19 protein-coding genes are annotated in these 21,705 nt (G+C 44.5%); 17 read left to right on the forward strand and 2 right to left on the reverse strand.

All coding sequences use genetic code 11. The annotated features are described in order from the left end of the window. Positions 1–194 precede the first annotated feature (194 nt). The 6 genes from ACTHPG_RS08885 to ACTHPG_RS08910 all read left to right on the forward strand — a co-directional run bounded on the left by ACTHPG_RS08885 (position 195) and on the right by ACTHPG_RS08910 (position 6,465). Positions 195–1,349: a glycosyltransferase family 2 protein gene (locus ACTHPG_RS08885; protein ID WP_150367354.1), complete on the forward strand. Its 1,155-nt coding sequence runs from the start codon at positions 195–197 to the stop codon at positions 1,347–1,349. A 37-nt stretch (positions 1,350–1,386) separates the two neighbouring features. Further along, the gene (locus ACTHPG_RS08890; protein WP_440388768.1) at positions 1,387–2,694 is read left to right on the forward strand and encodes an aminotransferase class III-fold pyridoxal phosphate-dependent enzyme; all 1,308 of its coding nucleotides are present in this window, start codon (positions 1,387–1,389) and stop codon (positions 2,692–2,694) included. Positions 2,695–2,737: 43 nt separating this feature from the next. After that, positions 2,738–3,769: a zinc-dependent alcohol dehydrogenase gene (locus ACTHPG_RS08895; RefSeq protein WP_440388769.1), complete on the forward strand. Its 1,032-nt coding sequence runs from the start codon at positions 2,738–2,740 to the stop codon at positions 3,767–3,769. A gap of 92 nt (positions 3,770–3,861) precedes the next feature. Beyond that, positions 3,862–5,106, forward strand: coding sequence for an MFS transporter (locus ACTHPG_RS08900; RefSeq protein ID WP_440388770.1), 1,245 nt, complete (start codon positions 3,862–3,864; stop codon positions 5,104–5,106). An 84-nt stretch (positions 5,107–5,190) separates the two neighbouring features. Then, positions 5,191–5,784, forward strand: a complete 594-nt coding sequence (locus ACTHPG_RS08905) for a DUF1349 domain-containing protein (protein ID WP_440388772.1) — start codon at positions 5,191–5,193, stop codon at positions 5,782–5,784. Positions 5,785–5,823: 39 nt separating this feature from the next. Next, positions 5,824–6,465, forward strand: coding sequence for an HAD family hydrolase (locus tag ACTHPG_RS08910; RefSeq protein ID WP_440388773.1), 642 nt, complete (start codon positions 5,824–5,826; stop codon positions 6,463–6,465). Here the strand turns inward: ACTHPG_RS08910 and ACTHPG_RS08915 are convergent. Then, on the reverse strand, positions 6,462–7,277 hold the full coding sequence (locus ACTHPG_RS08915; RefSeq protein WP_440388774.1) for an AraC family transcriptional regulator: 816 nt from the start codon (positions 7,275–7,277) through the stop codon (positions 6,462–6,464). The genes ACTHPG_RS08910 and ACTHPG_RS08915 overlap by 4 nt on opposite strands. A gap of 293 nt (positions 7,278–7,570) precedes the next feature. Here ACTHPG_RS08915 and ACTHPG_RS08920 point away from each other — a divergent pair, with 293 nt between their 5' ends. From ACTHPG_RS08920 to ACTHPG_RS08930, 3 genes are all read left to right on the forward strand, one after another. Then, positions 7,571–8,713, forward strand: a complete 1,143-nt coding sequence (locus ACTHPG_RS08920) for an NAD(P)/FAD-dependent oxidoreductase (protein ID WP_440388775.1) — start codon at positions 7,571–7,573, stop codon at positions 8,711–8,713. Next, entirely contained in the window at positions 8,710–8,997 is a 288-nt protein-coding gene (locus tag ACTHPG_RS08925; protein WP_440388777.1) for a hypothetical protein, read from the forward strand. The genes ACTHPG_RS08920 and ACTHPG_RS08925 overlap by 4 nt, the downstream gene beginning before the upstream one ends. A 222-nt stretch (positions 8,998–9,219) precedes the next feature. Continuing rightward, a complete protein-coding gene (locus ACTHPG_RS08930) occupies positions 9,220–10,452 on the forward strand; it encodes a cytochrome P450 (protein ID WP_440388778.1) in 1,233 nt (410 codons plus the stop codon). Positions 10,453–10,552: 100 nt separating this feature from the next. Here the strand turns inward: ACTHPG_RS08930 and ACTHPG_RS08935 are convergent, their stop codons facing one another. Continuing rightward, positions 10,553–11,992, reverse strand: a complete 1,440-nt coding sequence (locus tag ACTHPG_RS08935) for a DHA2 family efflux MFS transporter permease subunit (protein WP_440390194.1) — start codon at positions 11,990–11,992, stop codon at positions 10,553–10,555. Between the two features lie 281 nt (positions 11,993–12,273). Between ACTHPG_RS08935 and ACTHPG_RS08940 the strand changes: the two genes are divergently transcribed. From ACTHPG_RS08940 to ACTHPG_RS08975, 8 genes are all read left to right on the forward strand, one after another. Then, positions 12,274–12,879 carry a TetR/AcrR family transcriptional regulator gene (locus tag ACTHPG_RS08940; protein WP_339242450.1) on the forward strand — a complete coding sequence of 202 codons (606 nt, stop codon included), beginning with the start codon at positions 12,274–12,276 and terminating at the stop codon, positions 12,877–12,879. Between the two features lie 86 nt (positions 12,880–12,965). Continuing rightward, positions 12,966–13,499, forward strand: coding sequence for a GNAT family N-acetyltransferase (locus ACTHPG_RS08945; protein WP_440388780.1), 534 nt, complete (start codon positions 12,966–12,968; stop codon positions 13,497–13,499). Positions 13,500–13,564: 65 nt separating this feature from the next. Further along, a complete protein-coding gene (locus ACTHPG_RS08950) occupies positions 13,565–14,239 on the forward strand; it encodes a response regulator transcription factor (RefSeq protein ID WP_124114570.1) in 675 nt (224 codons plus the stop codon). Next, a complete protein-coding gene (locus ACTHPG_RS08955) occupies positions 14,236–15,606 on the forward strand; it encodes a sensor histidine kinase (protein ID WP_440388782.1) in 1,371 nt (456 codons plus the stop codon). Before ACTHPG_RS08950 ends, ACTHPG_RS08955 begins: the two co-directional genes overlap by 4 nt. Before the next feature lie 218 nt (positions 15,607–15,824). Further along, positions 15,825–16,808 (forward strand): alpha/beta fold hydrolase, encoded by a 984-nt coding sequence (locus ACTHPG_RS08960; RefSeq protein WP_440388783.1) that lies wholly within the window; start codon positions 15,825–15,827, stop codon positions 16,806–16,808. An 86-nt stretch (positions 16,809–16,894) separates the two neighbouring features. Continuing rightward, positions 16,895–17,869, forward strand: a complete 975-nt coding sequence (locus ACTHPG_RS08965; protein ID WP_440388785.1) for an alpha/beta fold hydrolase — start codon at positions 16,895–16,897, stop codon at positions 17,867–17,869. Between the two features lie 141 nt (positions 17,870–18,010). Next, positions 18,011–19,402 carry an alpha/beta hydrolase family protein gene (locus tag ACTHPG_RS08970; RefSeq protein ID WP_440388786.1) on the forward strand — a complete coding sequence of 464 codons (1,392 nt, stop codon included), beginning with the start codon at positions 18,011–18,013 and terminating at the stop codon, positions 19,400–19,402. A 34-nt stretch (positions 19,403–19,436) separates the two neighbouring features. After that, a complete protein-coding gene (locus ACTHPG_RS08975) occupies positions 19,437–21,527 on the forward strand; it encodes a serine hydrolase domain-containing protein (RefSeq protein WP_440388787.1) in 2,091 nt (696 codons plus the stop codon). Positions 21,528–21,705 lie beyond the last annotated feature (178 nt).

Raw genomic sequence — 21,705 nt, forward strand, 5'->3', positions numbered from 1 at the left:
ATTCAAATATTAACAGGGTTCAGAATTTAAGATTTCAAGTTTACAAAAAATGATATAAATTTCTAGTAGATTCAAATCATTACCAAATAAAGACAAAATATTCAAGCGAGGGGGACGGACTGAACGACCTGCAATGGTGCAGTTTAAAATCAGCTCAAGTACTCATTCCATCAACCCAAATCAGGAGGGATTCCATGCTTTACACCATTATTGTGCCAGTCAACCAGGACTATAACATTTTGAACCTGTTCACAGATTCGTTGCTCCGGACGGTAAGTCCATCCACTCAGATTATTTTCATCAACGATGGTTCAGGCTCAGCAGTCTTTCAACATCTGGATAAACTGAAGCAAGAAGTAAGAGAAGGTGTGACCATCGAGATTCTTCAGCATGATTTTCCACTCGGTTGCGCCGTGTCGATTAATAGCGCACTGAGTCTAGCCAAGGGAGAGTACATTTTCTTCCTGGATTCCGACACCATTCTTCAACCGAACTGGCAACCGATGATGAAAGAGACACTGGATAGCGATATTACGATCGGCATGATTGGAGGGGTTCTGTTGTATCCGCAAACAGGCGGGGTGCAGCATTGCGGCATTGCTTTTGCGGACACCATCGGCCGACACCTGTTCCTGAATGCATCTCCTGATGATATCCCGAAAGAAACGTTCTCCGTTCAACTGGTGGTATTCGCCATGTTCGGCATGAAGCGAGAAGTATACGAAACGATTGGCAACCTCGATGAGAAATTCTTTAACGGGTACGAGGATTTTGATTATCAGATGCGAGCACGAGCTGCCGGATACGATACGGTCATTAACCCGAATATTCAAGCCTATCACTGGGAACGCAGCAGCGGTATTCACCGCAATTTCAACCGCAAGAACAATCTGGCACGTTTTTGGAAAAAGTGGGGCGGTCAAATCGAGGCCGATGTGTGGCCTTTCGTTTTCAGTCATCTGAAAGCGCAGCTGGAAAGCCAAGGGGAATATCAGCATCTTCCTATTGTCGGCATTGATCTGGCGGAAGTTCGAAGTGATGCCGATACGTTCTGGACCAAGTTGGAAGAAGCCGAATTTGCTAATGTAGCCGAAGTACGTGACTATTCCAACCGCTTCAATTCCAACGGAGCCATCTGGCTGCCACAGGTACTGGGCAAGGAACTGATCCATAGTGAGAATCGGTTACTGTTTTTGGTGGACAATTTCGCCCGTTTGCTGGAGAACCGCTACTGGATTGAGATGAGACACGCTCATCGGGCCAAGGATCTGATCATCGATCTGTATGGCAATGTAATCACGATGGATCGCATCTACGATGGATGCTGGCCTGGAACCAAAGTTCGGTAATTCACTCACAACGTAAATAAACAGGGAGGTACTTAAGGTGAAAGAAAAAGAGAGCACGCTCGATCGTGCCGTACGATTTAGCCGTAATCTGGAGTGGTTGGAGCAAGTCGAAAAGGTAATACCGAGCGGATGCAGCACTTTAGCCAAAGCACCTGAACGTTTATTTCCAGGGCATACACCTGTATGTTGTGCAGAGGCTTACAAATCCCGATTTACAGATATTGACGGTAATGAATGGCTGGATTGCGAAATGGCTATGGGTACGGCATCCTGGGGCCATGCGAGACATGAAGTTCAACTAACCGTCATTCACCAGCTCAAAAAAGGGACAAGCTTTTCGGTTCCGGCCGACATCGAGCTTGAATGTGCCGAGTTGATTCTGGAGCGGTTCGAGGGTCGTTATCCGTCGCTGCGCTTCACCAAAAGTGGTGCGGATGCAGTGAGTGGGGCTGTACGACTTGCCCGTGCTGCAAGTGGCAAAAGCAAGGTGATTGCGACGGCTTATCACGGGTGGCATGATTGGTCCGCATACGGATATTACGGTGGCCAGACAAAAGAACGGGGCATTCCTGTAGATATTGAGCGTTCAACGATCTGGGTTAACAAACCGACTGCGGAGCGAATTGAGGCCCAGATTACCTCATCTCCCGAGGATATCGCATGTATTGTTTTATGTCCCAATGAGTGGAAACGGGATGCGCTGGATGAAGTTGTCAATCTATGCCGGTCTCTGGACATCATTATCATATTCGATGAGGTCACTTCCGGTATTCGAATGGGCAAACAGGCTACAGCAGGAGAATATGACATCTGGCCTGATCTGCTCTGTATCTCCAAAGGTATGGCAAACGGGTTGCCGCTCGCAGCAGTTTTGGGACCAGAGCACTTGATGTCTCTGTCAGGACAGGTTCGATTCAGCAATGCGCATTCCAGCGAAACAACAGCGCTTGCGGCAGCCATTGCCTGTGAACGATTAATGAAGAATGCGAAAGTATGGCCGTCCTGGCGTGATCCGGCAACCCGGATCATGGATCGTCTGGAATCTGAGCTTGTGTTGCTCGGTTTAACGGATCAATTGGAATTGAAGGGGACGTATGCAAGCTTCTGCATTCAATCCTTGGCCGAGGATAACTTCCAAACGGACCCTTTCCGCGAGTTCATGGTGAAGAGAATGGCTCACTTCGGCATTTTCACCAAAGGTTACTTTATTTTCTCGGATGCCCATACACGGGAAGAATTGCTGTGGGTCGAGGAAGCTCTGTTGCAGATCCTGTCAGACTGGAAAGAGATTCAGAAGCAGGAACATCTTCATTCGATGCAACTTTCGAAAACGTTGAAAGCTTAATCCATAAATTAGAAATCGACAATCGACTAGGAGGAATTATTCAATGAAAGCACTCGTATATCAGGATCTCAAACAGGTGACGTACCAGGAGATTGAGGAGCCAACCATTCAGAAGCCAAACCAGGTAAAAATTAAAATCTATGGTTCAGGTATCTGCGGGACAGACCTGAATATTGTCAAAGGCAAAGTACCTGCGAATAAAGGAACGATCATTGGTCATGAAGGCGTAGGCACCGTGGTTGAGGTGGGCGAAGAAGTACGTGGTTTCAAGATCGGCGATCGGGTACTGGTTGATCCCACACAATCTTGCGGTACCTGCTCTTATTGCCGCGAAGGTCTGTTCATCTACTGCGAGAATTTTGATGACTATCAGGTGGGGATGACGACGCACGGAACCTTTGCCGAGTATTTTGTAGGGGACGAAAAGTATATCTATGCCATCCCGGATTCCATGAGCTGGGAAACAGCCATGATGATTGAACCACTGGGATGTGTGCTTCAGACATTCATGAAAGCAGGCACTAAGCCAAGTGACTCTGTACTGGTCCTCGGTTCGGGTGCAATCGGTTCCTTGTGTCAGCTTGTGAGCAAACGATTGGCAAGGCTTACTGTAGGCACGGAAGTTGATCCATACCGCAAAGAGTTTGCTTCCGGAATCGCGGATCATGTGTTCTATCCTCAGGACCTGACGCTTGATAAAGTATACGAGATTAATAATAACAAGAAGTTTGATATTGTAGTGGACGCGGTGGGTAACCAGCTTCATGTAGGGTTTGAGATGATTGCCAAAGGCGGCAAAATCATCCCTATGGGATATGACGACAGCTATGAGGTGACGTTCAAATCAACTGCCGTGATTAATGATGGTATTAGTATCATTGGTGCAGTTGCTAATCACTCCATGATCAGTACGGCATTGAAATTTGCCCAAAGCATTCCGGAACTGGAACAGATGGTGACAGCGAAGGAACTGCTGAGTGATTATGAACAGGCCTTTAATGGAACGATTGGTTATGACTTGCATACTGGAGCGAAGTTACCGATGAATTCGGTCAAAACAGCTCTTATCCTATAAGAGGTACTATAAGCATGTAGACATTAGCAGGTTTGCCGCTGCGAGAAGTTGGAATTCGCAGCGGTGAAAACTGCAGAAGGAAGGGATATCGATTGAAATTGCTTCAAGATTTGCCGAAGAATCCACGCTACTCCATTTTACTCGAACCGGTATGGGCAATTCCGGGCACGATCGTTCTCTTCTACGCTCCTTTATATATGAAGGAAGCCGGACTTTCGGACATCGAAATCGGTTTAATCAATTCGGTAAATCTCTATTTTGCCTTTATCTTTCAATTGTTTGCGGGTTCCATTACGAATAAGCTGGGTCGGAAGCGAACAACGCTGATCTTTGATCTGCTTGCCTGGAGTGTTCCCATGTTCATCTGGGCATTCTCACAGAACTTCTGGCTGTTTTTGATCGCCTACTTGCTGAATGCAACTTCGAAGTTTGTAACGGTCGCATTTAACTGTCTGATTATTGAGGATGTGGAGGAACACAAACGATCGAAAGTGTTTGCCATTCTCAACATGATTATTACAGGTGCCGGGGTATTAACCCCCATTGCCGGGGTGGTCATTGCTGATTTTGGTATTGTGCCAACACTGGCCAGCATTTACTTTGTGGGGGGCATCCTCATGACGGCCATGTTCTTCATTCGGAACCGATACACGGATGAGACTGAAGTCGGCAAGGAACTTATGGGGTTGCATAGTAAAACCCGTGTACTTCAGAGCTTGGGTGCCAGTCTGCGTCTGTTCGGCAAATCGTTTTACAAACGGCGACTTTTTCCGATTATTTTGATCACAGTGTTATCCAATCTGATTTTGCAGCTGAATTTCTTTCAGGTTATTTTCTTCAAAGAACAGTTGAAATTCGATGACCGTGTCATTTCGTTTATCCCGGTAGTGACAGCGTTAACCGTCATGCTGCTCTATCTGGTGATCATTCCGAGACTGAAACGGCGTTCAGAGGAAAAGTATGTTGGTTTTTCCATCGTGCTTAGTACGGCCGGGGCCATCCTGTTTCTATTGATCCCCGTGGGGAATATAGGGATGTTGTTTCTCACGCTGATCGTGCTTGCTGCGGGTAACTTCATCCTACAGACGTACCGGGATTCCTTGCTGATGAACCGATTGGGTACGCATGAGAAAGCCGACATGTTCTCCGCTGTGCAGACGGTTATGACGCTTACAGCCATTCCATCGGGTTACCTGACGGGCTTGCTCTACCATCACAATCCAACACTGTTGTTCAGTGTCATTCTTGGTCTGTACGTCGTACTTATGGTCATCATGTTCTTCCTGCCAGATCCGCAAAAGCACTCCCAAGTGCTGGAAGCTTACAAAAATATGTAGAAAAAGGGGTTTACTGTATCTGGAGCGAATATGTAGTACAGAAAAAAAACTAGATTAAATTTTAACTTGGGAGGCTACTTACAAATGACTAACGTTATGACAACAGAAGCGCGGAAGCAATGGACATGGATGAACGAGCCTAAGATCTGGTCTTATACGGATCAGGGAGGTGTACGGGTGGAAGCACAGGCGGATACGGACTTTTTCCAAGATCCAGCGGGGAAGCACATTCGTGCAACTGCGCCGTTCTTGTCCATGCCCGTGCCTGGAGACTTCGAAATTACGACCCAATTAACGGTGGATATGAAAAATCAATATGACTCCGGTTGTCTGATGATAATGGCGGATGATCGCAACTGGTGCAAAATCTGTTTTGAATATGATGGGAAAGCACCTACGATCGTGTCGGTGGTCACTCGTGATGGTTCATCTGATGATTGTAATTCGGTTGAAGTCTCCGTACCTAATCCCTATCTGCGTATACGCAAAGTAGAGGGCTGCATATCATTCTTTTATTCACCCGATGGGGATGAGTGGAAACTAATTCGTTATTTCGGGATGCCGACACAGGGGGAACTTCGAGCTGGATTAGTCGTTCAGTCGCCGACGGGAACGGGCTGTACGTGTCACTTTTTATCAGTGGACGTTACTCATCCGGACTTGACCGCACGCTTCTAAACCGCTTCCCTGGCCGATCAATGGAGGGAGAACAGGATCATGGTAAAAGCATTTATATTTGATTTTGATGGACTCATTGTCGATACAGAGACACCTTGGTACTATGCGTTTCGCGATATTTATGAAGAGCACGGGGTTGAACTTGGCCTGGAGCTATGGTCGAAAAATGTAGGGACATCCTTTGAGGAATTTCATCCATTCCTGTATCTGGAGCAAGCGCTCCAACAAAAGATAGATCATGATCATATCAAACTGCTTTCTGAACAGAAATACGAAGCCTATCTGGGACAGGCGGCTATTCTGCCAGGCGTGTATGAATTGCTTCAGTCTGCGAGGGAACAGGGGATTCAGCTTGCCGTTGCTTCCAGCTCCACACGGGACTGGGTTCATGGTTATTTGAAGAAACTAGGCATTTTTGATTATTTCACCGTTGTTCATACTTCGGAAGATGTGAAGCGTGTCAAGCCTGATCCTGAACTGTATCTTCTTGCTCTCCAGAGTCTGGGAGTCGAGGCTTCCGAAGCGATTGTGTTCGAAGACTCACCTAACGGACTGAAGGCAGCCAATGCCGCAGGGATTCGTTGTATCATCGTGCCTAACGAGGTAACGCGTGGTCTGGAATTCACCATACATGAACTGCGGTTATCCTCGCTGGCCGAGATTGATATGAAGGCTCTTTAACCCAGATACTGCTTGCGCAGCTCGATAGGAGAGATGCCTTCGTATTTTTTGAACACTGATCCAAAGTAACTGGCACTGTTAAAACCAACTGCTTTGGCTATTTCATGAGCCGTAGTTGCATTGTTTTCAATGAGCATTTCCTTGGCTTTCAACAACCGGTATCGCATGAGATACTCCAGTGGCGTCATTTGAAATTCTTTTTTGAATATCCGGTTCAGGTGTTGTTCGGTTACGTCCATCTGCTCAGCCAACATGGGGAGAGAGATATCCTGATGATAATTTTGTTTGATAAAAGTAATGAGTTCATCCAATCTTAATCGAGCATCCGAACGTTCATAAGCACTATAGCGTTCACCTTCAATGGTTAATCGGACCAAAAGCATGTACAGTAATGCGGATACGTGCCAGATCTGATCCTTGTGCCGGGACTGCAGCGCCAACGTAATTTCATGCAACAGGATATGAAGCATTCCGTCCGGCTTGAAGGCGCGCAGCTCCCCGATCTGCAAGGTATGCAAGAAACGTGGCAATAAATAGCCATTGAAAGACAGACAATCAAATCGTAATGAATCACTCAGATTGTGGTAATGGTAGGTTACCTCCGGGAACAAAATAAGAGCGGTTCCTTTTTTGATCGAAAATTCATGATTCTTAGCTGCGATTCGCCCTGTTCCTCCGATGCACTGTACAATGCTGTAATCCCGTGAATGGTCGCTCCAATTCATCAATTCATCAACGGTCAACTGGTTTTGCCCTGTAATCATGAGCGGCATATCGGCATCCAGTGGATTCCCCATGCTAGGTTTCGGCATCGTCGTGTTATTCCTCTTTTCGTTAAAGAATCATGTGCGTAAGTGGCGTGGTTACAGCGTTAAAAGAAACCTAGGAAGAATTATATTACATAAATGGAATAATTTTAATTAAATGACCAGCGATAATAAAACGTTTTCAAAAAATGATTTCAACAATTGTATTTTGGATAGATTAATGTGAACCGCAGTCAGATCAGTCTCTATTTATGGACTAAAAGTACGCCTGCCTTGCCAACAGAATGCGAAACAGTATACGCTATAACGGATGAGTAATTAAGGAAAGGGATGCAAACATGAAGAAAGTCATCGTAGTCGGATCGGGTATTCTGGGGGCATCAACAGCCTATCAATTAGCCAAACGGGGCGCAGAAGTAATCATCATAGATCGAAAAGATATAGGACAGGCAACGGATGCCGCTGCCGGGATCATCTGTCCATGGCTGTCGCAGCGACGTAACCAGGACTGGTATCAACTCGCCAAGGCTGGTGCGCGGTTCTACCCTGGTATCATAGCGGAGCTTGAGGATGAAGGAGAAACGGAGACCGGATATGCTCAAGTGGGTGCGCTCAGCATTCATATGGATGAGGACAAAATCAACAAGATGCAAGAGCGGGCACAACTTCGCAAAGCAGATGCCCCGGAGATTGGTGAGATTACACCTCTTGATGCCAAAGAAACCCAAGAACGTTTTCCACTGCTGGAAGAACATTATCAAGCGGTACATATCAGCGGTGCTGCACGTATAGATGGACGGGCGCTTCGTGATGCCTTAATCCGGTCTGCACAGCGAAATGGAGCCAAATTGATCCATGGAGACGCCACGCTTCAATTCGAAGCAGATCGGGTCATTGGAGTGGCTGTTCACGATCAAAGCTTTCTGGCAGATGAAGTCATTGTCTGTGCAGGTGCATGGGCGAATGCACTGTTGAAGCCTCTCGGCATACACTTTAAAGTGCACTATCAGAAGGCACAAATTATGCATTTACATCTCACGGAGGAGGCGGATACAGGTCGCTGGCCTGTAATTATGCCCCCGTCTGACCAATATCTGCTGGCCTTTGATCAACAGAGGATTGTGATTGGAGCCACTCATGAGAATGATGTGGAAGGTTATGATACAAGAGTAACCGCCGGCGGTATGCAGGAGGTTTTGAATAAAGGCCTGGAATTGGCACCGGGTCTCGCAAACAGTACATTCCATGAAGTACGAGTCGGCTTCCGACCGTTCACACCAGGCTTTCTGCCTGTAATGGGAGGTGTGCCAGGGTGGCGGGGGCTGATTACCGCGAATGGACTGGGCGCCTCTGGCTTAACCATGGGGCCTTTTATCGGGAGTCAACTGGCGAAACTAGCTCTCGGCATGGAACTGGATATCGATATTGGACCGTACATGGTTGACAAAGCAATGGATGAAATGGAAAGAGGTGAGTCATGACCTATTCACAACGTTTATCCGATGGAGCGAACTCGTCCGACATCATATATCTGGAACATGAGATCGGTACGACAAAGGAAGAACTGCGAATAGCTTTGGAGAAACAAGAAACGTACGAACGCGAATTGTCGGAATTGAAGTCATCACCAATCGGCAAAGCATCAAAAGACGGTTCGGACGTACAGGTCTTAATGGAGAAGGCAAGCCAAACGCAGAGCTTGATTGAAGACCTGTCTGCACAGCTGGATCAGCTGCAGGAATCATTGGCGAAACTAGGCGATTGATGATAGATTGTCTCTTATCGCATATCACTCTGAAAATCTGGAATAAATAATATACGATTCGTATAAAAGAAAAACCCCTTTATATAAGGGGTTTTTCTGATTTAGTTCAAATGGTTTATATGAATAAATGAACGGGTGGTATAAAATGGATGTAGGTGCTGAACTGTCAATTCAGGTATCCATGTAACCAATCACGAAACTATTCTGAGAGGTGGCTTCCAAATGTATAAAGAAGTGATACGCGTTGAGGACATTACAGGGTTCCAGTCCAGGTCTGAAGAGTTTTTCCCACTTCACTGGTTTCGAAAAATGCTGTCCGAGCATCCTGTGTACTATCACGAAGATACAGATACCTGGAATGTGTTCAGATACGATGATGTCAAGCAGGTTCTGAGCAATCATGAGTATTTTTCAGCTGAAGGAACTCGAACGACCATTGCGGTCGGAGCGAAGAACAACGAAGGCACACCTCCGGACAAATTAAACATATCAAGTATTGATCCCCCACGTCATCAGAAAAGTCGTTCGTTGTTATCTGCCGCTTTTACTCCGCGAAGTCTGAAAAACTGGGAGCCGCGAATTCGCAATATTGCGCATCAACTTGTAGCAGATATTGAGCCTAATACGACAATTGATATTGTTCAGGCGTTGGCCGCTCCGCTGCCTTCCATGGTTATGGCGGATCTGCTCGGTATTCCTCTCACAGGCAGTCATCGTTTCAAGAATTGGGTAGATATTCTGTTTCAGCCCACTAATCCGAAGACTGCTGAGGAGAGTGAACTGAAAAAGCAGACTGCAGCTCAAGAGTATTATCACTTCCTGCATCCCATTGTGGTTCATAAACGAACCAACCCTGGTGACGATATCATTACGGATCTGTTGAATGTCGAAGTGGAGGGTGAGAAGTTCACGGATGACGAAGTTGTTCGAACAACGATGCTTTTGCTTGGAGCCGGAATTGAGACAACCAGCCATATGGTTTCAAATACGTTCTATTCTTTTCTGTACGATGACCCGAGTTTGTATGACCAACTTAGACAAAATCCAGAATGGGTTCCGCTTGCAGTAGAAGAGATGCTTCGATATCGGTTCCAAAATGCCAAGCGACATCGGACAGTGAAGCAGGATAACCAATTGCTCGGGGTGGATTTGAAAAAAGGTGATGTTGTCATCTCCTGGATGAGTGCAGCCAATATGGACGAGCAGATGTTTGAAGACCCGTTTGAGTTAAACATTCATCGTCGTAATAACAAAAAACACCTTACCTTTGGCAATGGCCCACATTTTTGTCTGGGTGCCCCGCTGGCAAGAATGGAACTTAGCATTGCTTTGACTGCATTTGTGGAGAAAATTGCTCGGATTGAACCAGTGGAGTCCTTTGATCTGGAGAATAATCTGGCTACTTCAGCTCCCGGACAGTCGTTGACCACTCTGCCAGTAAAGATTGTTGGGTAGAAGAAAGGTTCATACGGGATACAACCTAAAAAGCGGCAGATCAGACGTAAACGTCCTGATCTGCCGCTTTGCTATACAAGCAATTATGAGACTGGATGACTTAATTAGAATTCATAGAAACTTTTTGTCTGACAACCTGTTTGACTTCTTCCTCTTTGGCTTGTTTGGTACGTTTGATAAAGAAGGATAGAATCAATCCCACGACAGCGATACCGATGATAACAACATACGCATCATTGATACCCTGAATCATGGACTCTTTAGCCAACTGTTGTTGAGTGAGGCCATTGGCTGCACCAGTTGCCATCATATCCTGTATATGTGCCGTTGTACGGGAGGTCATGACACTCACGAGCAATGATGTACCTACAGCGCCAGCAACTTGTCTGACGGTGTTGGAGATGGCTGTACCATGTGCACCAAGTCTTGGAGGCAGTTGGTTGAGCCCGGCAGTTTGAATCGGCATCATGAGCAGAGCCATACCAATACGACGGCCTGTCGACATTAACACCAGGTAACCATAACTGGTTGAATCCGTTAAGTCGATGAAACCAATGGTCGTCACGATCGTAATGACCATCCCGATAACAGCCAGCCATTTCGCTCCAAACCGGTCAAACAATTTTCCGGCTACAGGCATCAGGAAGCCCATGACAAGGGCACCCGGAAGGAGTAATAATCCGGACTCCAGTGCAGTGTAACCACGTGCATTCTGGAGGTACAGGGGAAGCAACATCATGTCAGCATACATGATCATTGTAATTGCGATACTAATGACCGTGGTCAGGGAGAACATGTTGTACTTGAAAGCCCGCAAATCGAGCAATGGATCTTCCGAAACGAGTTGACGCCATGTAAACAGTGCAAGTGCAACAAGACCAGCAGCAATACAGATAAGTACTTCTGCACTAGACCATCCCAGACTTCCTGCTCTGCTGAAGCCATACAGCAATGCGCCAAATCCGATGGTGGACAGCACGACACTGATCGTGTCGAACTTGGTGTTGACCCGTTCGGATACATTCTTCAGGTATACAAATGCAAAGGCAATAACAATAAGCGTTAATGGAATCATGCCATAGAACATCGTTTGCCAAGAGTAGTTCTCCAGAATATAACCGGCAAGGGTAGGCCCGATTGCTGGGGCGAAAATGATCGCAAAACCAACCATACCCATGGCTGATCCTCTTTTTTCAGGAGCAAACAAGGTCAAAATAACGTGCATCAAGAGTGGCATGATAATACCTGCGCCCGCTGCCTGAATCATGCGTCCTGTCAGCAATGTGCCGAAGTTGGTTGCAAGAGCGGATACGATGGTACCGATTAGGAAAATAAACATCGAAGCTTGGAATAATTGCTTGGTTGAAAAGCGTTGCATGAAGTAGGCTGTAATGGGGATCAGCACCCCGTTTACCAGCATGTAACCTGTCGTTAACCATTGTGCTGTTGCGGCGGAGATGTTAAAATCACCCATCAGTTCCGGTGTAGCGACACTCATGATCGTTTGATTCAACGTTGCAAGGAAGGCTCCCAGAATCATGATAAACAGAATAGGGCCTTTCTTTACGGAAGATTCATCTTGTAACTTAACCTGACTCAATCCTTTTCATCCTTTCAATCCACGCGTGACTAAATTTACAACGTGTTGTATAGTTTACATTGTATTTATTGAATTATATACATATTCGGACAGATTACAATTTACGTTATGAGGTGTTTTCGTCGTTTATTTTACAAATGTTATGATATTGTTGTGTAAATCGAAAATAAACGACTGATTGTTTAAAATTGTAATGTTTCAAATTTGAAGGAGGGATACACGTGAAAGATGAGAAGAAATCGCCTGTGGACCCAAGAATATTGCGAACACGTCAGTTAATTCGAGGTGCATTTGTTGAGTTGCTGCAGGAAATGGATATTGAGAAATTGTCAGTAAACAAAATTGCCGAACGAGCGACGATCAATCGGGTAACCTTCTATCTGCACTATCGGGATATTACGGATATGATGGAGAAGATGGCTGATGAGATGATTGAGCATATTGAACGGATCGTGGAAGAATATGCCCCTCATTTTGAGAAGCAAAGAACAGAAGAGGCCTGGCCGGTTCTGGTCAAGTTACTGGAGCATTTTGCAGAGAACGCATCATTCTATCAGGTGGTACTTGCCACGAAGCGCACGCCCATTTTCACAGAACGACTCCTGAAACTGTTAAGTACCTTGGTCAAAGCTAAGATAGATCGTGCCGAGATGGAAGATGTCCTGGAGGACTCCGGCATTCACAAGGAAATTGCCATCTGGTATGGTTCTTCCGCCCTGATTGGTACCATTGTGGCTTGGTTACGTAACGACATGCCGTATTCCCCGCATTTTCTGGCAAAACAATTCTCGTTGATTCGCTCGTACTCCTATAATGACCTGATATAATTAGAACATAATACTCAAAAGGTAAACTGGCTCCAATGCACAGGCGAGCTCTTTGCACCCATACATAATAGAGGAGGACTAATATAATGAAATATAGTTCAGAACGTATCTATGTAAGATTTTGGAATGTGGAAGACGCCTCATTGCTTCTGGATCTACAGGTTCGTAATCGTGTGGCAATTGAGAGCACCTCAGCGAGTAATCGGGATGACGCTTACTACAGCTTGGAAAGTCAAAGGGCACTCATTGAGAGCTGGAATAAGAAGAGAGAAGAAGGAATTCGCTATTCTTTCGGCATTTTTCTACATAGAACGGATGAACTTGTCGGTGAGATTTCTCTGTTCGAGATTATACTGGATTCAACTCCCAAATGGTTCGTTGGTTATGTAACGGATGTACTGCATCAAGGAAAAGGCTATATGAGCGAAGCCCTGCAATGTGTGCTGGAGTTTGCCGAACATGAGACTAAAATCACTCGCATCGAAGCTGGTGCGGTACCTGATAACACCGGTTCCATCCGTGTACTCCAAAAGGCAGGATTCACAGAGTATGGTTCACAGCCTGTCCCAATCCAGGGGACGTTGAAAGAACATACGATGTTTGCTGTGGATATACAATGAGCAGGATGTATTACTACTTACTAACTTGAACTAAATATTCAAACGTATCGGAGAGGAAAAAAACTATGGCTACTATACTCGTAGCAGACGACGACCCAAACATCCGTGAACTCGTCTGTCTCTTTCTCAAAAATGATGGATTCACAACAGTGGAAGCTGCGGACGGTAAGGAAGCTCTTACCGTGTATGGCGAAACTCCAGTGGATCTGGTTGTGCTTGATATTATGATGCCTGTCATGGATGGCTGGGCACTGTGCAAGGAACTCCGTAGAGCCAATCCCGATCTCCCGTTACTCATGCTGACGGCGAGAGGTGAGACGTGGGAGAAGGTGAAAGGATTCGAATTGGGTACGGACGATTATTTGACCAAACCGTTTGATCCATTGGAACTGACCGCTCGTGTCCGAGCATTGTTGAAACGATACAAAATTGGCTCTACACATACAATCCAGTTTGGCAACGTTATTCTGGACCGTCAGACGTATAAGGTGATGAGAGGCACGGAGTCGCTTACATTACCGCTTAAGGAGTTCGAATTGCTGTATAAGCTTGCTGGAACACCAGGCCAAGTCTATACACGTGAGCAGTTGATCGATCAAATATGGGGTATTGATTACGCCGGGGATGATCGAACGATAGACGTACATATTAAGCGTCTGCGTGAACGATTCGCTACGACACCTGATTTTCGGATTGAAACGGTACGTGGGCTAGGATATCGACTTGAGGTTCATGAATGATCCGATCCATATATATTCGTGTGGTCCTGACCTTTCTCGGGTCTGTCATCGCTGGGACGGTCATTTCATTTTTTGTGTCTACCTGGATATTCGAAGAGAAATTGAACGAAAACGCTCAAATTAACTTACGTAACTTCGGCCAAGACGTTGTGCAGATTTATAAGATCCTCCCAGTGAGTGAAGCAGACTTATACGTTAGTGGAATGAAGCAGCTCAGCTCCTATCATATTCGAATCTTCGAAGCTTCCGGTGAGTTCAAGACTTATGGAAAGCTTAACGGACATAAGTCTTCTGCTGTAACGAGTGAGCAGTTAAAGAAAGTGTTAAATGGGGGCGTTGTTCAAGAAACAACGAGTGGGATTGCTACAGGGTTCTTGGGGTTACCGTTGAAAACGGAGATAGGTACAAAAGCGATATTTTTGGAAACACTCGCACCGCCTTCGACCTCTTTTGTGATTAGATGGGGCTTAATCTTTGCAAGCTGTTCGTTGATTGCAGGAAGCTTGCTGATTCTGGTTGCTTCTGTATATCTGGTAAGACCGATCAAGAAATTGACCAAAGCAACTAAACGGATTGCAGCTGGAGATTTCAACGTCAAGCTGAACATTAAGCAAACGACGGAGATTGGTACATTAGCTCGCAGCTTTGAAGAAATGATGCATGATCTGAAGCAGTTGGAGCAGATGCGCAGGGAATTCGTTACGAATGTTTCGCACGAGGTTCAGTCACCACTCACCTCGATATCCGGTTATGCTTCGGCACTGAAGCAAGTAAACCTCTCCGAACAAGAGCGAAACCGTTACCTGGATATTATCATCTCTGAAGCGAAAAGAATGTCAAAGATGAGCGACAGCCTGCTCAAGCTGAGTTTGCTTGAATCGCAGTCACAGCAACTTCGGCTTAACACCTTAAGCCTTGATGAACAGATCCGGCGGGTCATTGTGGCACTTCAGCCGCAATGGTCTGGGCGTAACATTCATTTTGAGCTTGATTTGGAGAACGTGAAGGTTACGGCTGACCACGACCAGTTAAATCAGGTATGGACCAACATCATCGGAAATAGCATCAAGTTCTCCAAGGATGGCGGTATGATTAAAGTCCGTATCGAAGAGGATATCAACCATGTGAGTGTCCGAATATCTGACACGGGCATTGGTATTCCCATTAAAGATCAGAAGCGCATATTCGAGCGTTTTTTCAAAGCGGATCGTTCCCACAGTCGTAAATATGACGGGAGTGGCATGGGACTTGCTATCGTTAAACAGATCGTGTCCCTTCATCAGGGTGACATCCGAGTGGAAAGCGAACCTGGTCAAGGCACGACCTTTATCATTACGTTGCCAATCCATCCACCAACGGATAATTAGGGTCGCAGGATAGGCCAAAGAATTAAATTTTCATCGGATGATTGAATACCGGATTTTCATACCATGTGTAACATGCAAGTTTCCTTGTATGTTACACATGGTATTTTTTTTTGCTTGTTCATATTCAGTTCATATTACGGTCACGGGGAGTACATCTTTGTTGGTTAGGCTTGCATTAGCAACCTGTTAGGCCAATATACAGATGAGGATAGGAGCAGATGAATGTGAATCAACAAGCAGACAAAACGAGTAAAAGTAAAACAAAAAGAGTGTTAAGCATTTTGTTTAAAGTGCTTGCCGCAATCCTTATAGCGATCTTGCTTTTTGTAGCTATCGTATACACCGTTAACAAAATCAGTAGTTATTCGGAGCAAAAAAGAATGGAGCCGTATGGACAACATGTATCCGTAGATGGGAAAAATATGAATGTGTTCATTCAAGGCGAAGGCGAGGAAACGATTGTACTTCTGCCGGGTTTTGGAACAGCATCACCTGCACTTGATTTTAAGCCACTCATTTCGGAATTATCTCCCCATTATAAAGTCGTCGTGGTTGAACCGTTTGGTTATGGATTAAGTGATCAGACCGAAAAGGAGCGCAGTACAGCAAATATCGTCAGTGAAATTCATGAAGCGTTACAGAGTCTGCATATTGATCGTTATATCTTGATGGGTCATTCCATCTCGGGGATCTATAGTCTGGATTATGTGAACAAATATGCAGATGAAGTAAGTGCATACGTTGGGCTGGACACCAGTGTTCCGACGATTAGTGAAAAGAAGGTTGAAGCATCAGAAATCGTACCCATTAAATGGTACCGCAACTTGGGTTTCCCGCGTTTGCAATTGAAAATGAGTGATGATCCATATGCGGGGCTACCGTATGATGAACAAACCAAAGATCAATTGAACATTTTGATACAGAAGAACATGTTTAACTCAACTCAATTAAACGAAATTGTAAGCATGTATTCCAATTTTAAAGCAGCTGAACAGTTAACCTTCCCAGTCGATCTCCCGGTTCTTTTCTTTGTTCAGAAGAATCATCCGGCAGTGGACAATTGGGTTCCCGAACACGAGAAGTTAATAGAGCACTCTGTGCGTGGTGAAATGGTGCTGCTGGAAGCAAACCATTATATATACCGTTCCCATGCCAAAGAAATCGCCGAAAAATTCAGGGGGTTTATGGGAGGGATTCAATAACTCCATTTTGTACAAGCTCCGTGCCCGTAACGGCATAACATTTCCTTATTTGTTCATATTTCAGTTCAAGACAGGAGAAGATCAGCGTGACACAATCAGAGGGAAAGAAAGCCAGGAATAGAACCAGGGTCAAGAGGATACGAAATATCATACTTAAAGTTTTGGGTGCAATCGGTATCGCTATTGTTCTGTTTCTAGGTATTGTTTATATGACCAATGTGATCAGTAGCAATTCTGAGGCCAAAAAGATTGAGCCCTACGGTCAGCATGTATCTGTAGACGGGAAAAATATGAATGTGCTCATTCAAGGTGAAGGCAAGGAAACGATTGTGCTTCTGCCTGGTTATGGAACAGCAACACCAGCGCTTGATTTCAAGTTGCTTATAGATGAATTATCACCATATTACCGAGTGGTTGCTGTTGAGCCATTCGGTTATGGATTAAGTGATGAAACTGAAAAAGAAAGAACCACAGAGAACATCGTAAGTGAAGTTCATGAAGCTCTGCAACAACTTGATATTCATCAGTACATGCTCATGGGTCACTCCATTGCAGGCATTTACGGCATTGATTATGTGAACAAATATCCGGATGAGGTAACTGCATTTGTCGGTATTGATAGCAGCGTTTCTACCCAACCAAGCATTACCGATGCGAAGTTCCCATTAAAAACGTTTGCTTTCCTCAGAAATACAGGTCTTTTAAGGTTAATGATGAAAGTGAGTGCAGACCCCTATGAAGGACTTGCATTCGATGAACAGACGGTTGAGCAGATGAAAATGATCTCGAATAAAAACATGTATAATTCCACGTCATTAAACGAGATGGATCATATTTATTCCAATTTCAAAGGTGCTCAAGGTTTGAGTTTCCCTAATGATCTTCCACTTCTTCTCTTTGTACAAGCAAATAATGAAGGGGTAGAAGGATGGATCCCATTGCATGAAGGACAGATCAAAGATTCGGTACATGGGAAAGTAGTTACAATGGATGGTTCACATTATTTACATCACACTCAATTCAACAAAATTGCTGAAGACGTTAGAGCTTTTATGAACTAATATGAAAAACCGCCCTGTGGGGCGGTTTCTACAACATGATCAATCCGGACTTTGCCGTGATGAGAGAGAGGAATTTAATTGAGATTATTTGAGATACTTTTAGTTCTGTCCTGTTTTGCTTTACTCGCAGACTTACTTTTTATGAAAAGAAGTGCAAAGAAAACAGGCTTGGGTGTGGATATAGGAAGTGGCGTTATACTTGTAGTTCAATTATTGGTTGAGGGATACCGATGGCAGTTACTTGTGGTATATATCATCACGGCGTTATTCATATTCATTGCTTTATCTAGACATTCCGATAAGATGATCCATCCAAAAATAGGGAAGCTGTTGAAGTATAGTTTATCTTCCCTGATCGTCATTTTGCTTGTTGCTTCTACCCTGTTGTCTGTGTACTTACCTGTCTTTGATTTACCGAAGCCGGATGGTCCAGAGAAGGTGGGGACTCAAATATTTCATTTTACAGATCAGAACAGAGATGAAGTCTTAACTGAAGATCAAAGCGATAAGAGGGAGTTAATGGTCCAAGTCTGGTACCCTACTGAAAACAGCAATAACAATAAGAGGCTAGCTCTTTTTCCAAAATATAAAGCAATGTTCAAAACGTATATTCAGACCTACTCCAATTCTCTAAATCTGCCTGATTTTGTGTTCAATTACTGGAAGTATAGCCGAACCAACTCGTATGAAAATGTTGAAATATTACCTTCTGCAAGTTCTTATCCCGTGGTGCTGCTATCACATGGTATGGGAACCAGTAGCATTCTGCACGCATCACAGGCCGAGAATCTGGCCAGTCATGGGTTCATCGTGTTCACAATTGACCATACGTACAGCACCTTTGCTACGATTTTCCCCGATGGCCGTGTAACAGACTATAAAACCAAATCGGTTACACTGGATGATCGTGCAAAAGTTGGGGCGATCTGGACAGAAGATGTGAAGTTTGTAATCAATCAGATTGAAAAGCTGTCTTCAGGTGCAATGGAGAGTCAATTCAAAGGGCAGATCGATCTAAATAACATAGGTGTGATGGGACATTCATTTGGCGGGGCAACCGCGTTTAATGCAACGTATTTGGATGATCGTATTAAGGCTGGAGTTAATATGGACGGGTCACTGTATGAGGTGAAAAATAGAGAGGATATAAACAAGCCGTTTATGTTTATGAGATCAGGAGCTTTTGAAGACTGGCTGGTCCAATTTAAAAATGATGTCAACTCGGACGAAGAAGTAACTCAATTCCTTACAGATGAGCTGAACATTATCAAAGAAGTTATCGATGATGGTGGAAGTGCGATTTATGTAACAGGCACGCAACACTTTAATTTCTCAGATCTTCAGTTCTATTCACCGTTGATTAAACTGACCGGAATCACAGGAGATATAAGTGGTACAAGAGGATCAAGTATCGTAAACCAATATGTACTCGATTTCTTTAACAAGCAATTGAAAGGAACGGGCGGAAACCTGATTCAGGGACCGAACGACAACTATCCAGAGGTGAAATTTATAGATCCGGAAGAACTCTAATCAGCCAAACATTTAAACTTAGGAGATGATGTGAATGGGACAACAAAAGGGGAAACGTACCTCGATTACTGCCTTGACTCTGATATTAACGATGTTGGCTCCAATATCAGTTATGGCCGCACCAGCTACGAGTAACAACAGTGATCTGACCTATGAACCAACCAAGAAAATAGTAGCGGAGAAAGCGAAGATCCTTACCGAGACGTACGGTACAACCAGTCTGCAATATGCATTAATCGATGCTGGAGAGATTGTGGTGTCCGGTCAAACCGGCAAAAACGATATTAACTACAAGGTTCCTCTTACTTCAGATACAATCTACGGCATCGGTTCAACCAGTAAAATGTTTCTTACAGCTTCTGTTATGAAGCTTGTTGATGATGGCAAGATCGATCTGGACGTTCCAGTTGTGAACTATATCGCTGATTTTACAATGAAAGATAACCGGTACAAGCAAATTACACCCCGCATGCTGCTGAATCATTCCTCTGGGCTTCGAGGTGTGTCCAATCACAACGCAACATTGTATGGAGATAATGATACGTACGCCCATGATACATTTCTGGATCAATTGGCGATACAGACTCTAAAGGCTGATCCAGGAGCCTACTCGGTCTATAGTAATGATAGCTTTACCTTAGCTGAGATACTGGTCGAGAACGTTAGTGGTTTGAGCTTTACAACATTTATACACAAATACTTTACTGAGCCTCTGGACATGCATCATACCAAAACGCCTCAGGACCAAATGGATGCAACAAAAATGGCAGGAATCTATTCCCCTCAATATGAGAGACAATTACCACAAGAGAATTATAATATTATTGCGTCAGGAGGTATTTACTCCACGGCTGAGGATCTGGCGAAATTCTCGCAAATTTTTACGGGACAAGTCGATGGCATTCTTTCCAAAAACGCTGTTGAAGCCATGGAACAAGAAGAATATAAACGAGGCATGTGGCCAGAGGATGGCGATTCGTCCATTTCTTACGGGTTAGGTTGGGATAGTGTGAACTTGTACCCATTTAGCGAGTATGGCATTCAGGCAGTAACAAAAGGTGGGGACACCATTTCGTATCACTCCTCATTGGTTGTGCTTCCGGAATATAACATGGCGGCCGCTGTCACCTCTTCAGGTGGTTCAAGCTCAACGGATCAATTGATTGCGAGCGAACTATTACACAGCGCACTAGAGGAAAAAGGCATGATTAACGAACGGAAACCTGAAAAATCATTTGGTGTACCTGAAAAGGCAGATATGCCGAAGGAAATATCCCAGTATGCAGGCATTTATGGTGGTAATAATTCAATAATGAAAATTGAATTAAATACGACTGGACAAATGTCTATATCTACTCCGACAGCTCCAAATAGTCCTGCTGAAAAATACGCATATACGGCTGATGGTTTTTTCGTCAACGATGAAGGTACAGAAAAGTTGAAATTCGTCGTGCAGAAGAACGATAACGTTTACTTATGGTCCCAATCCTATCTGACCGTACCAGGACTCGGACAGTTAGCCTTCTCACAATATAATGCAGAGAGACTTGAAGCCAATGAATTATCCAAGGATATTAGTGCTGCCTGGGAAAAGCGGGAAGGTAAAAGATATTACATGATGAATGAGAAATATACATCAACGTCCTACTTCAATGCTACACCTGCCCTTACTATGCAAACCTTTAAAGAGGCTCCAGGGTACGTGGTGAATAACAAGATTGTGGGAGAAAACAAAGTAGTGAACGAACTGCAGATTCCTGGAATGGCCGGTCGTGATTCGTTGGAATTCGATTTCTCCAAGAAGAGCGGAGTAGAGTATCTTACAATAGTAGGTAAAATATATGCGAACGAAGAAATTGTAAAACCACTCTATTCGGGCAATCAATCTGTAACAAAGATCCAAGCAGACGGTTATGCCAAATGGTTTTCTGTACCAGCGACTGCCAAAGGCAAGATCATGACGGTGAATATGCCTTCGAACGGTGCGTTTGCCGTATATGATCAAACGGGAGTATGTATCAATTACACCGTAGTTAGCGGGGAAAATGAGATCGTTTTACCGGGAAACGGACGCATTGTATTTGCAGGTGACGTTGGTTCCGCATTTGAAATTTCATTGAAATAAACAAATTTTTTTTATCCCCTTTGAATATCTCATAAAGGGGATATTTTTATGGAGAAAACAGGAAGAATCGTGAATCATCATGTACACAAAAATAAACTTGCCTGTTCATATACGGTTCATATAGACGTCACGAAGAGTACATTTGTATTGGTTAAGCTTGTTTTAGCACCAAGAACGA

This window comes from Paenibacillus sp. SAF-068 (genome assembly GCF_051967555.1).
In the GTDB taxonomy this organism is placed as follows: Bacteria; Bacillota; Bacilli; order Paenibacillales; family Paenibacillaceae; genus Paenibacillus.